Source organism: Roseibium hamelinense (genome assembly GCF_007830545.1).
GTDB lineage: Bacteria > Pseudomonadota > Alphaproteobacteria > Rhizobiales > Stappiaceae > Roseibium > Roseibium hamelinense.
In genome coordinates this window covers 130,796-145,957 of record NZ_VLLF01000008.1, presented here as the reverse complement: position 1 = coordinate 145,957, position 15,162 = coordinate 130,796, and the positions used below count along the sequence as shown (strand labels likewise).

Annotated in this window: 17 protein-coding genes; 10 read left to right on the top strand and 7 right to left on the bottom strand. The window is 50.4% G+C overall.

All coding sequences use genetic code 11. From position 1 onward, the window contains the following. Nucleotides 1–10: 10 nt before the first annotated feature. The gene (gene irrA / locus JM93_RS16250; RefSeq protein WP_280114435.1) at nucleotides 11–445 is read right to left on the bottom strand and encodes an iron response transcriptional regulator IrrA; all 435 of its coding nucleotides are present in this window, start codon (nucleotides 443–445) and stop codon (nucleotides 11–13) included. A 362-nt stretch (nucleotides 446–807) separates the two neighbouring features. Between irrA and fabA the strand changes: the two genes are divergently transcribed. From fabA to fabI, 3 genes are all read left to right on the top strand, one after another. Further along, complete coding sequence (fabA, locus tag JM93_RS16245; protein ID WP_145345570.1) at nucleotides 808–1,314, top strand: 3-hydroxyacyl-[acyl-carrier-protein] dehydratase FabA; 507 nt, start codon at nucleotides 808–810, stop codon at nucleotides 1,312–1,314. A gap of 112 nt (nucleotides 1,315–1,426) precedes the next feature. Next, the gene (gene fabB, locus JM93_RS16240) at nucleotides 1,427–2,650 is read left to right on the top strand and encodes a beta-ketoacyl-ACP synthase I (RefSeq protein ID WP_145345568.1); all 1,224 of its coding nucleotides are present in this window, start codon (nucleotides 1,427–1,429) and stop codon (nucleotides 2,648–2,650) included. 10 nt (nucleotides 2,651–2,660) lie between these two features. Beyond that, nucleotides 2,661–3,476 (top strand): enoyl-ACP reductase FabI, encoded by an 816-nt coding sequence (gene fabI, locus JM93_RS16235; protein WP_145345566.1) that lies wholly within the window; start codon nucleotides 2,661–2,663, stop codon nucleotides 3,474–3,476. Between the two features lie 42 nt (nucleotides 3,477–3,518). On the opposite strand, the gene JM93_RS16230 is transcribed toward fabI, so the two are convergent. Then, nucleotides 3,519–4,055, bottom strand: a complete 537-nt coding sequence (locus JM93_RS16230) for an SH3 domain-containing protein (protein WP_145345564.1) — start codon at nucleotides 4,053–4,055, stop codon at nucleotides 3,519–3,521. Between the two features lie 240 nt (nucleotides 4,056–4,295). Here JM93_RS16230 and JM93_RS16225 point away from each other — a divergent pair, with 240 nt between their 5' ends. Next, on the top strand, nucleotides 4,296–5,282 hold the full coding sequence (locus JM93_RS16225) for a 2-hydroxyacid dehydrogenase (protein WP_145345562.1): 987 nt from the start codon (nucleotides 4,296–4,298) through the stop codon (nucleotides 5,280–5,282). 16 nt (nucleotides 5,283–5,298) lie between these two features. On the opposite strand, the gene dnaQ is transcribed toward JM93_RS16225, so the two are convergent. After that, nucleotides 5,299–6,039, bottom strand: coding sequence for a DNA polymerase III subunit epsilon (gene dnaQ / locus JM93_RS16220; protein WP_145345560.1), 741 nt, complete (start codon nucleotides 6,037–6,039; stop codon nucleotides 5,299–5,301). A gap of 59 nt (nucleotides 6,040–6,098) precedes the next feature. On the opposite strand from dnaQ, the gene JM93_RS16215 reads away from it, so the two are divergent. Beyond that, complete coding sequence (locus JM93_RS16215; RefSeq protein WP_145345558.1) at nucleotides 6,099–6,524, top strand: hypothetical protein; 426 nt, start codon at nucleotides 6,099–6,101, stop codon at nucleotides 6,522–6,524. Between the two features lie 2 nt (nucleotides 6,525–6,526). Here JM93_RS16215 and coaE read toward each other — a convergent pair whose 3' ends face one another. From coaE to JM93_RS16195, 4 genes are read right to left on the bottom strand one after another with little or no spacing between them, the layout of a single operon-like run. Continuing rightward, nucleotides 6,527–7,111, bottom strand: a complete 585-nt coding sequence (coaE, locus tag JM93_RS16210; RefSeq protein WP_145345556.1) for a dephospho-CoA kinase — start codon at nucleotides 7,109–7,111, stop codon at nucleotides 6,527–6,529. Next, a complete protein-coding gene (locus JM93_RS16205) occupies nucleotides 7,108–7,953 on the bottom strand; it encodes a shikimate dehydrogenase (RefSeq protein ID WP_145345554.1) in 846 nt (281 codons plus the stop codon). Before JM93_RS16205 ends, coaE begins: the two co-directional genes overlap by 4 nt. Further along, nucleotides 7,950–8,549: a Maf-like protein gene (locus JM93_RS16200; protein WP_208995248.1), complete on the bottom strand. Its 600-nt coding sequence runs from the start codon at nucleotides 8,547–8,549 to the stop codon at nucleotides 7,950–7,952. Before JM93_RS16200 ends, JM93_RS16205 begins: the two co-directional genes overlap by 4 nt. A 26-nt stretch (nucleotides 8,550–8,575) precedes the next feature. Continuing rightward, entirely contained in the window at nucleotides 8,576–9,406 is an 831-nt protein-coding gene (locus JM93_RS16195; RefSeq protein ID WP_145345550.1) for a pyruvate, water dikinase regulatory protein, read from the bottom strand. Nucleotides 9,407–9,834: 428 nt separating this feature from the next. Between JM93_RS16195 and hemE the strand changes: the two genes are divergently transcribed. The 5 genes from hemE to mnmE all read left to right on the top strand — a co-directional run bounded on the left by hemE (nucleotide 9,835) and on the right by mnmE (nucleotide 15,013). After that, nucleotides 9,835–10,863, top strand: a complete 1,029-nt coding sequence (gene hemE / locus JM93_RS16190) for a uroporphyrinogen decarboxylase (RefSeq protein WP_145345548.1) — start codon at nucleotides 9,835–9,837, stop codon at nucleotides 10,861–10,863. Between the two features lie 3 nt (nucleotides 10,864–10,866). Beyond that, nucleotides 10,867–11,295, top strand: a complete 429-nt coding sequence (gene hemJ / locus JM93_RS16185; protein WP_145345824.1) for a protoporphyrinogen oxidase HemJ — start codon at nucleotides 10,867–10,869, stop codon at nucleotides 11,293–11,295. 263 nt (nucleotides 11,296–11,558) lie between these two features. Continuing rightward, entirely contained in the window at nucleotides 11,559–12,824 is a 1,266-nt protein-coding gene (rho, locus tag JM93_RS16180; RefSeq protein ID WP_145345546.1) for a transcription termination factor Rho, read from the top strand. A gap of 101 nt (nucleotides 12,825–12,925) precedes the next feature. After that, nucleotides 12,926–13,495 carry a GNAT family N-acetyltransferase gene (locus tag JM93_RS16175; RefSeq protein ID WP_145345544.1) on the top strand — a complete coding sequence of 190 codons (570 nt, stop codon included), beginning with the start codon at nucleotides 12,926–12,928 and terminating at the stop codon, nucleotides 13,493–13,495. A gap of 165 nt (nucleotides 13,496–13,660) precedes the next feature. Then, nucleotides 13,661–15,013 (top strand): tRNA uridine-5-carboxymethylaminomethyl(34) synthesis GTPase MnmE, encoded by a 1,353-nt coding sequence (mnmE, locus tag JM93_RS16170; protein WP_145345542.1) that lies wholly within the window; start codon nucleotides 13,661–13,663, stop codon nucleotides 15,011–15,013. Nucleotides 15,014–15,162 lie beyond the last annotated feature (149 nt).

Sequence of the window (15,162 nt, the reverse complement as noted above, 5' to 3'; positions counted from 1 at the left end):
TGCAGTTCGCTTACTGATTTTTCGGTCGAACGCGGACAATAACGTCAACGTGGACAATCTCCATGCCATCCGGCGCCGATGGCAATCTATCGATAGCAATCCCGCCGCCGGGTATGTCAACCACCCGGTTTTCCCCTTCAATGAAAAAATGATGGTGGTCCGAGACGTTTGTATCGAAGTAAGTTTTGGTTCCGTCAATTGCGACCTCACGCAAGAGGCCCGCTTGGGTGAACTGATGCAAGGTGTTGTAAATCGTCGCCAATGAAACTGGCACGTTCGCAGCTTCGGCCTCTTCGTGTAGAAGTTCGGCAGACACGTGGCGGTCGCCCTGAGAATATAAAATTTCCGCCAAAGACACACGTTGCCGCGTTGGACGCAATCCCGCCGTTCGCAGCATATTTGATACATCTGCCTGAGATTTGTGTAACGAATTTGGGTTCGTCATATTGCCGTAGGGTCTCACATGTCTTGCGTCGGCAGTGAGTATAATCTGCTGCCAAACCGCCGTGCCCAGCCGCATCAAGATACATGCCAAGCAACGGACCGATGTATACTGATAACTATGTGCCATTTCTTGGCCGTCAAATGCAAGTTTTTTGCAGTTGCGACCGACTAGCGCATTTGTCTATGTCAACTTTCTGTTTCTGTATTTTCGTCGAAAAAGTGTCATTGAAGGCTTCAAGCTTTCGTAAACGTCACCTTTCGAACCGATTGGCGCTGTGATAGGAAGGCGCCAAACAAAAAACCCACCCGGTCCTGTCTCACCAAATAAGGTCACAGGACATCGTGATTGATGACGGACACTGAATGACCGAGCGGCGCTCAAGCTTTACCTACGAAGACCTTCTTTCCTGTGGCCGAGGCGAACTTTTCGGGTCGGGGAACGCACAATTGCCCCTGCCTCCCATGCTAATGTTCGATCGGATAACCGAAATCAGCGAAACGGGCGGCGAGCACGACAAGGGCTATGTCCGAGCCGAATTGGATGTGAAGCCGGATCTCTGGTTTTTTCCCTGCCACTTCCAGGGAGACCCGGTCATGCCAGGGTGCTTAGGGCTGGATGCCCTCTGGCAGATGACAGGGTTTTGGCTTGGTTGGACCGGCCAACCAGGTCGTGGTCGGGCACTTTCGACTGGTGAAATCAAGTTTTCAAAAATGGTCACCCCGGAAACAAAGCTTGTCGAGTACGGGATTGACATTAAGCGTCTGAGAACCGGGCGGCTGGTCCTTGGAATTGCCGATGGCTGGCTCAAAGCAGACGGGGAAGCCATTTACAAAGCGACAGATCTGCGCGTCGGCCTTTTCCAGGATTAAAACGGCGCCGGAGCAAATTGCACGGCCGGCTTCGTTGTAATGAAGACCGGTCGTTTTTGTTTAAGGCTTTGGGGACACAGAGCCTAGATCACAAATTAACCAGGAGACCCCAATGAGACGGGTAGTAGTCACTGGGATGGGGATTGTATCCTCCATCGGCAACACGACCCAGGAAGTTCTTGCGAGCTTGAGGGAAGGTAAATCTGGGATCCAATTTGCGCCCGACTACGCGGAGCATGGGTTCCGCAGCCAGGTGCACGGCATGCCGCAAATTGATGTGGCGGAGCATATAGATAAGCGGCAACTTCGCTTCATGGGCGACGGCGCTGCGTATAACTACATAGCAATGCAGCAAGCCATTGCCGATAGCGGTCTTGAAGAATCGGACGTTTCTAACCCGCGCACTGGCTTGGTGATGGGGTCAGGTGGCCCCTCAACGAAAAACCTGTTTCAAGCGCACCAGATCGTACTTGAAAAAGGTTCGCCGAAACGCATGGGACCATTCATGGTTACGCGCGGTATGAGTTCAACCAATTCAGCTTGTTTGGCGACCCCTTTCAAGATCAAGGGAATCAACTACTCGATCACCTCAGCCTGTTCTACATCCGCGCACTGCATTGGGGCTGGCGCAGAACAAATCCAATGGGGAAAACAGGATGTTGTTTTTGCCGGAGGCGGTGAAGAACTCGATTGGACACTGTCTTGCCTGTTTGATGCGATGGGGGCTATGTCGTCGAAATATAATGATACCCCGCAAACCGCTTCGCGTGCCTATGATGCCAACCGCGACGGTTTCGTAATTGCTGGTGGTGGTGGGGTCGTAGTTCTGGAAGAACTCGAACACGCAAAAGCTCGTGGCGCCAAGATATATGCTGAGGTTACCGGCTATGGTGCAAACTCTGATGGGTACGACATGGTCGCACCGTCGGGCGAGGGTGGCGAGCGTTGCATGAGGATTGCCGTGGAAACACTGGGAGACCGCAAGGTCGATTACATCAACACACACGGAACCTCCACACCCGTGGGTGACATCGGCGAAATTGAGGCCATCCGGCGCGTCTTTGGCGAAACAGAGCCGCCCGTCTCGTCGACCAAATCACTGACCGGGCACAGTTTGGGCGCCACAGGCGTTCAAGAGGCGATTTATTGCCTTTTGATGCTGCAGAACGACTTCATTGCGGCATCTGCAAACATAACCGAGCTAGACCCAGCTTTGTCTGAAAATGAGATTGTAACCAAGCGGATTGACAACGCCGGCCTAGATACGGTGCTTTCAAACAGCTTCGGATTTGGCGGTACGAACGCAAGCCTTGCCTTGTCGCGGTACCACGGTTAAGGAGCCCGGCATGTCTGGACTTATGAGCGGCAAGCGCGGGCTTGTCATGGGTGTGGCAAACGACCACTCCATTGCCTGGGGAATCGCAAAGACCCTTGCCAAGCATGGCGCTGAACTCGCTTTTACCTATCAAGGCGAAGCGTTTGGACGGCGCACCAAGCCGCTCGCGGAGTCAGTCGGATCGAATATCCTATTGTCTTGCGACGTTGAAGACGAAGCATCCGTTGATGCTGTATTCAACAGTTTAAGAAGTGAATGGGGCAGCATTGATTTTCTTGTTCACGCGATTGCTTTTTCAGACAAATCAGAGCTGCGCGGAAAATATGCTGATACGACCCGGGAAAATTTTTCCCGTACCATGTTAATTTCGTGTTTTTCCTTCACAGAGATTGCCAAGCGGGCTGCAGCATTGATGCCAAATGGCGGCTCAATGATTACCCTGACCTATGGTGGCTCCACCAAAGTCATGCCGAACTACAATGTTATGGGCGTTGCCAAGGCAGCTTTGGAATCCTCTGTTCGTTACCTTGCTGTTGACTATGGCGAACGAAACATACGGATCAACGCATTGTCTGCAGGTCCTGTGCGAACACTGGCAGGCTCCGGCGTGTCTGATGCGCGCTTGATGTTCAGCTATCAAAAGCGCAATGCGCCACTCCATCGGACAGTGACTCTTGATGAAATCGGGGGCAGCGGCCTTTATCTTCTTTCAGATCTTTCGGGCGGCGTCACCGGAGAGGTTCATTTCGTCGACAGCGGATACAACATCATGTCTATGCCCCGTCTTGATGAGCTGAAGGTCCAGGAACAAAAAACCGAAGCTTGAACGCGGTAAACACAAAAAGGCGGCCCGAGGCCGCCCTTTTTTTTAGTCAATGAGTTCGTCAGGATAGACGCCGAATAAGCGCGTTTGATCCAGCCAGCCATCATAATTCTCGCCATCAACACGGCACCATCCTCCAGCGCACTCCCGCACTGCAGCAAGGACGTTTGGTTCCAATTCCGCGACAATATCTGCATCGGATTTGGACCGTGCGCGAAGTGGTGTCCGATTGCCTTGTTCCCAGGGCGTGACAAGAGCGGTCCGACGTCCGGACAAAAGCGAGTGGAAGACCCAGCCCTCTTTGCCTTCCCAGTCTCGAATACGGCGCCAATTTTCAAATTCCTGAACAATTTCCACCGGAAGACCAGCTTGTACGAAGGTCCAAGCAATATCATGGTCACGAGAGGGGCCGATACGTACGTTAACGCGATCTGATTTTAAGCTGACAAACCTTGGCACCGGCAGTCCGGTCGCACCCGTTTGTGTACTTTGCGCAAAAGCAGGCGGCACAAACAGAACAAACAATCCGAAGAAAACAATGCTTGCTGCGATGACCACAATCCGGTTTAGATTTTTTGTCATATTATTCGGTTGTCCAATTGTGTTTCCGACCATTTCTCATGCAAACCTCTAACGAAGTCCGTGTTGAAAAACCAGTTTGGCATGCCCGCGGGACCTGAGAGTCGACACATGATTTCAGGTCCACTTGTTTCTACCTGACCATCTGGTAAGGAAGAGGGTGCGGTGCCAACTTGGGATAGGCACATAGTCATGAATCCGTTGTGGTTAACAGGGCCTCAACGATACGCAGAAGGCATAGGCATGGCAAAAAAGAAGCCCATCGTTGTCGTGACCCGGAAATTGCCGGAAGTTGTTGAGACCCGAATGCGGGAACTCTTCGAAACACGGCTCAATGAGAGCGACAAGCCGTTCAGCCAGGCAGAATTGGTCGAAGCGGTTAGAGGGGCCGATGTCCTGGTACCCACAGTTACCGACCGTGTTGATTCTGCTGTCCTGTCCCAGGCGGGCGAAAAACTGAAATTAATCGCGAATTTCGGAAACGGTGTCGACAACATTGATGTTGTCACAGCGAACAATCGCGGCATCAACGTGACCAACACACCGGGTGTTCTGACGGAAGACACTGCAGATATGACGATGGCCCTCATTTTGGGCGTTCCGAGAAGACTGGCAGCAGGCATTGAAGCACTCAAAGCCGGCGATTGGGCCGGCTGGTCCCCAACTTGGATGCTCGGGCACCGGATTTGGGGCAAACGGCTCGGCATTGTTGGTATGGGTCGTATCGGCCAGGCCGTTGCCCGACGCGCAAAAGCCTTCGGAATGTCGATCCACTACCACAATCGCCGCCGTGTCAGCCCCGGTATCGAAGAGGAACTAGAGGCAACCTATTGGGAAAGTCTCGACCAAATGCTGGCACGCATGGATGTCGTGTCCGTTCACTGTCCGCACACGCCAGGAACATTTCATTTGCTGTCAGCGCGCCGGCTTAAACTGATGAAACCGGACGCATTCATAGTCAATACAGCCCGTGGCGAAGTCATTGATGAAAATGCATTAATACGCATGCTGGATGCCGGGGAACTGGCTGGGGCAGGGCTTGACGTGTTTGAACACGAACCAGCCGTCAATCCGAAGCTTGCGAAACTGGAGAATGTGGTTCTTCTGCCCCACATGGGATCGGCAACGATAGAAGGCCGGATCGAAATGGGCGAAAAAGTCATCATCAATATCAAAACTTTTATGGATGGACACAGGCCACCCGACCGCGTCTTGCCATCTATGCTTTAACAATGAGGGCTCGATGTCAGCCTTCGACTGAAGATGCGGCGTACTTCTTCCAAAGCGCCGCGTCTCCCATGCCTTCCACAAAATCTGAATGTGCTTTGAACTCAGCTGATGAAATGGAATGGGCAAGTGGTTGCGGCCTTTGGCGGGCAGAGAATGGCCCTAGTTCACCAAACTCATTTTGCCCAGAAGAGCTGTTTTCTTGTTTCCTAACGCTGTCGTTTTCTGGTGTTAGGCGCAACGCGGTTTGCTTGCCGCCAATTAGCTCGAGATAAACTTCAGCCAGGATCTCCGCATCGAGCAGAGCACCGTGTTTAATCCGGCGCGAATTATCGATGCCGTACCGATTACACAATGCATCGAGAGAGTTTGGACCTGCAGGGTGCTTTCGCCTGGCAATATCGAGTGTATCTATGACCTGGGTGTTCGGAATGGTCCGTTTTCCCGCCCGCTCGAGTTCCATATTAATGAAACCCATATCGAACGCGGCATTATGGATTACCAGCGTTGCGTCAGCCACAAAATCCAAAAACGCGTCGGCCACGTCTGCAAACAATGGCTTGTCACTCAAAAACTCGGCTGACAACCCATGTACGTTGAATGCCTCAATCGGCATGTCCCGCTCAGGATTAATGTAAACGTGATAGGAATTGCCGGTAGGAACATGATTGAAAAGTTCGACGCCGCCAATTTCAACCAAGCGATCGCCTCCCCTTGGATTGAGGCCCGTTGTTTCTGTATCAAAAGAAATTTCGCGCATTTCAATCCATTCAATGTGCTGTAAGGTCGAGGGAAATTGATCTCAATTGGCCTAGAAGATTGCCAGCCTCTCCTTGGCTGTCCCCTATCGACATTCCTGTATTTTTGTTGGAGTTTCAAATAATCAAACAATGGATAGTGGGGATTTCGACGCTTTTGGCATTGGGTTTTAGTCTCAATGTCGCTGCCGCGGGCGGGCCCGAAATTTGGTCTGCAATCTGTATGCGAATTTCAGCACAAGAGATCCAAAAAGTTGGACCTTGTACAATTAAGGTCATTGCTAATGCCACATCAGCGACAGAAACTTGGGAATGGTCCGATGGTGCACGCACAATTATCAAGACAGCGGCGGAAAGCCACGCAACAGTGAATGATGAAGCCGCTGTAGAACGCGAAGCTCCGATGTTTGTTGACCAAGATGCTGCATGCCTAGAAATAACCGCCAAGCAACTTGTATATTGCTCAAGAATTACACAACAGGAATAGAGTTAGCGGCCAGCTATGGCTCTTAAGATCGACTTTACAGCTCGTTGCGCAGCGTCAATACCTAGTCCCGTATCGATTATAAAATGAGCTCTGCGCCGTTTCTCAGCATCAGGCATCTGTTTTGACAGAATTGCCCGAAATGTCTGATCGGTCATTCCTGGACGATCCATAACACGTCTTTTCTGGATATCCGGGTCCGCGGTGACAACAACAATCAAGTCAACTCGGTTGAGAGCTCCGCTTTCGATCAACAGCGGTATGTCCAGCACAACGGCAGATCTTTCCGCTTTGCGGGCATTTGCAAGGAACGCATTTTCTTCCTGTTTGACAAGTGGATGGATAATCGCCTCGAGCTTTTTCATCTCGTTAGGCTTTCCAACCACGTATTCCGATAGGAGTTTTCTATCAACTTTTCCGTCAGCGGTTGTTCCGGGAAACTGTGCCTCAACGAGAGGCACTGCCGCTCCCTCATAAAGCCGGTGAACTGAAGCATCGGCATCATAAACAGGAACACCCTGCTCAGCGAACATTCTCGCCGTGGTCGACTTGCCCATCCCGATTGACCCGGTGAGGCCTATCCGGATCACTTTGACGTCTCCAGATCTGTCACAATCAGATCGTACAGCGTCTGATCAACGACAGGGCGCTGGCCAAACCATCTTTCGAAACCAGGTACGGCTTGATGAAGAAGCATGCCAAGCCCATTTACGGTTCGGTTTCCCCGCAGTCGAGCAGTTCGGAGCAACTCGGTTTCAAGAGGTACATAGACGATATCAGTCACAAGCGTGTTTTTTGGAAGTTTGGCAAGATCTAAATTTAGCGGTGGTTTCCCGGTCATCCCGAGCGCCGTTGTGTTCACAAGAAGATCGGCTGTCCCCAGTAACTCCACAAACGTTCCAAAGCCGTGTGCCGTCGTTTTGGCTCCAAATTCATCACGCAATTGTAATGCTTTCTCGACTGTTCTGTTCACGATATGCACGGCTCGAAAACCCCGATGGAGCAGACTCCACACAATTGCTCTGGCTGCTCCACCTGCACCCAAGACGATTGCTGAATTTTTGTTTGAATCCCAACCCGGCTGTACCTGATCAAGATTTGCAAGAAATCCAAGCCCATCAGTGTTTGCACCGCATAATTTGCCATCTTCGCTGAGCCAAAGTGTATTTGCTGCCCCCATAGCAAGTGCAACAGGATCCAACCAATCGCATGCCAGCGCCGCTGTTTCCTTGTGCGGAACGGTCACGTTGCAGCCGGTCAACCCCGTATCGCAGAACGATCTATAGAAAGCTTCGGCATTTGATGGTTCGACCGCGATGCGCTCATAGCTTCCATCGATGCCCAGTTTATCAAGCCAATACCCGTGAATAATTGGAGAACGGGACTGGTCGACTGGCCATCCAGTGACCGCAGCGCGTTTTGTTCCCATCATACTTCAATCACTCCGAGATCTCGGAGCTTCGCCAGAAGCGGAAACATTGGCAGGCCCAGGACAGTGAAGTAGTCACCGTCGATCTGTTCAAAAAGTTGAATACCGGGCCCCTCCAACTGATATGCCCCAACGCTCGAAAGCGCTTCATTCCCAACTTGCGCTAGATATTGCCCGACAAATTTCGGCGAGAAAGATCGCATATGCATCCTGGCCACGGACACATTTCGCCAGATTGCTTCACCATCTTTCGATATAACGACGGCTGATAGCAATTCATGAGTCTTTCCGGAAAACGCCAACAATTGACGACGGGCCGCTTCCATAGATTCTGGTTTTGTGAACCGTTTACCATCGTAAGCGAGAATTTGATCCGCTCCGATGACCAAATCGCCTGGCCGTTCTTCGCTGACTGAATTCGCTTTTGCCTCGGCAAGAACAATCGCAAGATCTTCTGGCGGAAATCCACTCTCCAAGAGGGGTTGTTCTACAGCGCGCTCGTCGACATCGGCCGGTGCCACATCAAACTTCAAGCCGGCGTTCTTCAAAAGTTCCGCCCTAATTTTACTTCCGCTTGCCAAAACGAGTGTCATATCAATCCCGATCTCAAAATCGCATTTTCCAACTAGTTGCGGAGCTTGTGATCCTTATACAAGGTCAAGATCTCTGCTGCTGTTTCTTCGACCGACCGGCGTGTCACATCAATGATTGGCCAGTCGTGTTCCGAGCAAAGCCGCCGCGTCATGTTGATTTCCTGCGCAATTTCTTTGCGATCGGTATAACTGTCATTGTAGCCTTCAGAGTTTAATGACAGCACCCTGTTTCGCCTAATCTGTTGGATACGTTCTGCCGAGGCAACAAGCCCGACAATCAGCTTTCCTTCAAGCGCAAGCAATTGATGCGGCACCGGTATATTGGGAATTAACGGGACGTTGGCTGCCTTAATTCCGCGATTTGCAAGATAGATGCAGGTCGGCGTCTTCGAGGTTCTTGAGATACCAACAAGCACAATATCCGCCGCTGCCAAGCCCTCCCAGAGCTGTCCATCATCGTGCATCATTGTGTAGTTTAGCGCTTCCATCCGCTTAAAGTATTCAGCGTCCAACTCATGCTGACCGCCAACCCGGTGAGTCTGGGTCACATTCAAATATGACTGAAAAACTGCAAATACCGGGTCAAGGATATTGACGAAAGGAACGCCTAGTTCCCGGCATATTCGCTCTAATCGACTGGATATTTCAGTGTCGACCAGTGTGTACAGAACGATGCCAGGCGCTGATTCAATTTCGGAAATGACACGGTCGAGCTGCTTGTGGCTACGAACCAACGGATACACATGCTCTATTTCTTGGATGTTCTCGTATTGGGCAGTTGCAGCTCTGGCGACCGTCATCAAGGTCTCGCCGGTCGAGTCTGATACAAGATGCAGATGAAAATAGTGCCGGTTCTTATTCACGCACTCATCCCCAGCTCTGTTGATCAAATGGGGAAGGTGTCACGCTGACGGGCAATGCATAAGACGTTATCCTCATTCGCAGAAAATTATGAACAGCGTTGTATTCGAAATCGAGTCGGTCCGAAATGAAAAAGCGAGCAGTGGATTTTGACAAGGGTCTTTCTTTTCGACAGCTTTTCCACCAGGCGTCCAATTTATTAACGAAAGGTAAATAATCGAATAAGCGGTTGCAGTTTCGAAGTTTTTTGGGTTATCGACTCTTGTGGAGGATAACTTGTCCAAGACATGAGACAATTTATCCTGTCAGGCAATTGGGTGTGGGTGATTGTGGACAGCAAAGGATCCCGGTACTTCACACACAATAAGAAAAAACAGATTCAAAATTAGAATCTTTATTTGTTTTAAGTGTGTGAAAGGGCCAGCTCCTTATGAAGTCTCAAGACAGAGCCGTTATGAAAGTTCTCTCAGGAGAGACAATCTGGCCTCCCCCAATCTGGATGATGCGGCAGGCAGGACGCTATCTGCCGGAATATCGGGAAGTGAGAGCAAAAGCCCCGGATTTCCTCAGCTTCTGTTATACACCTGACCTTGCTACTGAAGTTACACTTCAACCTATTCGCCGTTATGGTTTTGACGCATCCATCCTGTTTTCGGACATTTTCGTAGTACCTGATGCAATTGGCTATCCAGTTCGTTTTGAAGAAGGCCGTGGACCAGTTCTGGAGCCGCTGTCCGAAAAATTGGTCAATGGCCTAGAGCAGCAAAAGGCAGAAGATCATCTGAAACCGGTCATAGAGACTGTTTCACGGCTGAGGGCAGAGCTTCCTGAGGAAACGACACTCTTAGGTTTCTGCGGGGCTCCCTGGACCGTGGCATGTTATTCAGTGGCAGGGCATACGACCCAGGATCAGGTTGCCGCCCGTGTTGGTGCCTATCGTGATCCTGGTTTGATGGATGCATTCATAGATCAGCTAGTTCAAGCGTCCATTAGATATTTACTCAGACAATTGGACGCTGGAGCTGACGCGGTCCAAATATTTGACACGTGGGCTGGCGTTCTGGATGATGCCGGCTTTGAAAAGTGGTGTATCGCCCCGACAAAGGCCATCGTGGACGGTGTGAAGTCGACGCGTCCGGACGCAAAAATCATCGGCTTCCCGAAAGCTTCTTCAGCGCGATCAGCTAAATTTGCCGAAAAAACTGGTGTGAGCGCTATCGGATTTGACTGGACCGCTCCAGATGCGATTGCCTTGGATCTTCAAAAGAAACTACCCATCCAAGGAAACTTGGATCCAATGCGTTTGGTAGCGGGCGGCGCGGCTCTTGAAGAGGGCGTTCGCCACATCTTGAGGACGTTCAATAACGGGCCGTTGATTTTTAATCTCGGGCATGGGGTAACGCCGGATGCAGATCCGCAAAATGTTGCCAGAATGGTCGAATTGGTACGTGAGGGCTAGTTGATGGATCTCTATAGCTGGATCAAGGCAGCCCACGTTATTTCGATCATCGCCTGGATGGCTGCAATATTATACCTACCGCGGTTGTTTGTGTACCATGTCTCAGCTGAAGTTGGTTCGGTTCAATCCGAAACCTTCAAAATTATGGAACGGCGTCTTTTGAAAGCCATCATGACGCCCGCGATGATCGCGTCTTGGGTTTTTGGTTTATGGGTTGCAGTAGAAAGTGGTGCTTTCTCTCAGGGTTGGTTTCACGCCAAGTTGCTTCTCGTTGTACTCATGTCTGCTGCTCATGGTTATTTGGCTGGATGTGTTCGAAAATTTGCTAACGATCAAAACACTAAGACAGCAAAATTTTACCGAGTGCTCAATGAACTACCCACTGTTCTCATGGTGGTAATCGTTATTCTTGTCATCGTGAAACCCTTTTAGTCCCTAAAACTTCTGGTGATACGGAGAGGCAGGCTGCTGAAGTCTGCTTCTCCACGGCCATTTGAAGCCTTGCGCTTAAAATAAAAAGAGCTTATCTTCCACCCGCTCAATATAGTCACCGATCTTTCGTTATCGTGTATCGGTCAGAGACCAATGTCTGTTCAAGACGTCTGGCAGTTCCTTCAGCAAACTTCTGAATCCTTACATCTGAAAAGCATCAGAAGTTCCTTCCGAATTTACATCAACAGAAACGACCCCAATTGATGCGGGAAATGAAACTCAAAGATCTCAAAGAAAAAACACCAACAGAGCTTCTTCAATTCGCTGAAGAACTTGAGGTAGAAAACGCCAGCACCATGCGAAAGCAGGAGCTGATGTTCGCTATACTTAAAAACCTTGCTGCGCAAGATGTCGATATAATCGGTGAAGGCGTCGTAGAGGTTTTGCAGGATGGCTTTGGATTTCTTCGGTCGCCGGATGCGAACTATCTTCCCGGTCCCGATGATATCTACGTTTCCCCGTCCCAGATCCGGCGTTTTTCCTTGCGCACCGGCGATACGGTTGAGGGACAGATACGCAGTCCAAAAGAGGGCGAAAGATATTTTGCGCTTTTGAAAGTCAACACGATCAACTTCGAAGATCCGGACAAAGCGCGTCATAAGGTTCATTTCGATAATCTTACACCGCTTTACCCAGATGAGCGGTTCAAGATGGAAATCGAGGATCCGACTCGCAAAGATCTTTCCTCTAGGGTAATAGATCTTGTCGCCCCGCTTGGGAAAGGCCAGCGTGGTCTGATAACGGCACCGCCTCGAACCGGTAAAACCGTCTTCTTGCAAAATATCGCGCAGTCCATAACGACCAATCATCCTGAATGCTATCTGATCGTTCTGCTCATTGATGAACGTCCGGAAGAGGTGACGGATATGCAGCGGACAGTGAATGGTGAGGTGGTATCTTCTACATTCGACGAGCCGGCATCCCGTCACGTCCAAGTGGCGGAGATGGTTATAGAAAAGGCGAAACGTCTGACTGAACATGGCCGCGACGTTGTAATCCTTCTTGATTCGATAACGCGCTTAGGACGTGCCTATAACACCGTAGTTCCTTCATCCGGTAAGGTGCTGACAGGTGGCGTGGATGCAAACGCATTACAACGCCCCAAGCGTTTTTTTGGTGCAGCCAGGAATATTGAAGAAGGTGGTTCGCTCACGATCATCGCGACGGCTCTGATTGATACCGGCAGCCGAATGGATGAGGTTATATTCGAAGAGTTTAAAGGAACGGGTAATTCCGAGATCATCTTGGATCGCAAGATCTCTGACAAGCGTGTTTATCCCGCTATTGACATTCAACGGTCTGGCACGCGGAAAGAGGAATTGCTGGTCCCAGCGGAGCGTTTGAAGAAAACATTCGTATTGCGCCGTATTCTGAACCCGATGGGAACGGTGGATGCGATCGAGTTTCTGCTTGATAAGCTCAAACAGACCAAATCGAATGATGAATTCTTCGACAGCATGAACACCTGATCGGAACAAGATTGGATTGTACAAATTAGGCGCGGGGGGTGACTTCGCGCCTTTTGCGTTTTTGACTCATGTGTATCGAGTCGGATCCGAAAGGAGCTATCATGTCAGATATTTTCCTGCAAACAGAAAGGCTTTTAATACGGCCGTGGTTGAAAAAGGACATCGACCCATTTGCCGAGTTATGTGCTGATCCGCACGTTATGCGGTTTTTTCCTAAAACCTTGTCTTACGATGAGGCTGCATCTGTTGTGTGGACAGCAATGGAAAAGACAACTCGAGATGGGTTTTGTTTCGCCCCAATAGAGAAAAGAGATAGCAGTGAATTTCTAGGATTTGTTGGTCTGAGTATTCCGCGTTTCTCCGATGCTTTGTCCTTCGCTCCATGTATCGAGATAGGGTGGCGTTTAAAAAAGGCAGCATGGGGAAAAGGTTATGCCACCGAGGCCGCCGGAGAATGGCTTCGATTCGGCTTCGACACGTTAGAGCTAAAAGAAATTGTATCCTTTACTGCGCGTCAAAATCTGCCATCTATCCGGGTGATGGAACGACTGGGAATGCGGTACTCGAAAACTGATGATTTTCAAATACCAACACTACCTGAGAAACACCCGTTATCCTGGCATGTTTTATATAAAGTGACACACGATGAATTCAGGTCTTCCAAGGCTTGATGGACGAAATGATTCACGTGAAACAGCAGGCGTAACGATTCGATGATTGAATCGGCTCCGGAATGGTAGCGGACCGATTCCAAGTTTCTCCTGCATCACAGATCAGCAATGCAGTTTATTTTGGCAGAGCAATGTGACTTCGATACCAGACGAGTACATTCAGACATGCGCGATACAATATTTGCACTTTCAAGTGGTGCGGTACCATCCGGTGTAGCGGTTATCCGCATATCTGGGCCTGAAACGCTCCGTGTGGTCAAAGCACTTTGCGGGGATGTTCCCGAGGTCCGGAAGGCGGGTTTAAGACGTTTGAAAAGTCCGGGGTCTGAGACAGTTTTGGATGAGGCTCTGGTATTCGTGTTTGAGGCGCCGAGCAGTTTCACGGGTGAAGATGTCGCGGAGCTCCATTGTCATGGCGGGCGCGCAGTCGTTTCTGCTGTGCTTAATGCGGTCTCCAGCCAACCAAATTGCCGGCCCGCAGAGGCTGGTGAGTTCACCCGGAGGGCTTTTCACAACGGGCGTTTGGATCTGACCGAAGTGGAAGGACTTTCTGATCTAATAGCTGCCGAGACTGAGATGCAGCGCCGGCAAGCGCTTCGCCAGATGGGTGGAGCGTTGGGGAATATCTACGACGACTGGCGCAAACGGCTTATCCATATGCGTGCGATGATTGAAGCCGATATCGATTTTGCTGATGAAGATGATGTTCCCGGAAGCGTGGCCTCCGAAGTCTGGCAAGAAGCTGCGGAACTCGCAAGTCAAATACAGGCTCATTTAGATAAATCCAGAAACGGGGAGCGTATCCGCACAGGGCTTCAAGTGGTGTTGATGGGTGCACCCAATGCTGGAAAATCCAGTCTTCTGAACGCGCTCGCAGGACGGGATGTTGCTATTGTTACGGAAGAAGCAGGAACGACCCGCGATGTAATTGAGGTGCATCTCGATCTTTTTGGGTACCCACTGACCCTCGTAGATACAGCTGGGTTGCGTGATACCCGAGGAGTGATTGAACAGGAGGGGATACGTCGTGCGATCGGTCGCGCCTCTGATGCCGATCTCATCTTGTGGCTTAAAGAACCAGGTGGTCTTGCCTACCAGTCGGCAGGTGAATTTCTGTCATTCAGTCCGGAGGATAGTGGCATTCCGGTATGGGAGGTGTTTACGAAGCAAGACGATGGCCAAAACAACTTTCGGGACTCATCCGAAACGATAAAGGATTTATCGGTATCAACTCGGACTAAAAATGGTCTGGATGGTCTGGTGGACAGTCTTGCGCATTTTGCAAAAGAGACCCTGTCTATTGGAGTATCTGCGGTAGCGACAAGAGAACGGCATAGATATTTGTTGCGCGACTGTCAGGCGGCGCTATACGACGCGGTCGAAAGTCGGCATTTGCCAGAGGAATTGCGGGCAGAGGATCTACGGCGGGCTGCGAACGCTTTGGGCCGTATCACAGGCCGGATTGATGTTGAAGATTTGCTGGATGTTGTCTTTCGGGATTTTTGTATCGGGAAATAGTGTTTCACGTGAATCAGGTTGGCGCATTTGCCCCATTATGTTTCACGTGAATCATCTGACTGCGCCTCCAATTGCCATTTAATCCTAAAAGCTTTGACCGACCACAAGCTGAGCGGTATACAGTTTCAAAGTTTTTTGGCGGGGTCAAA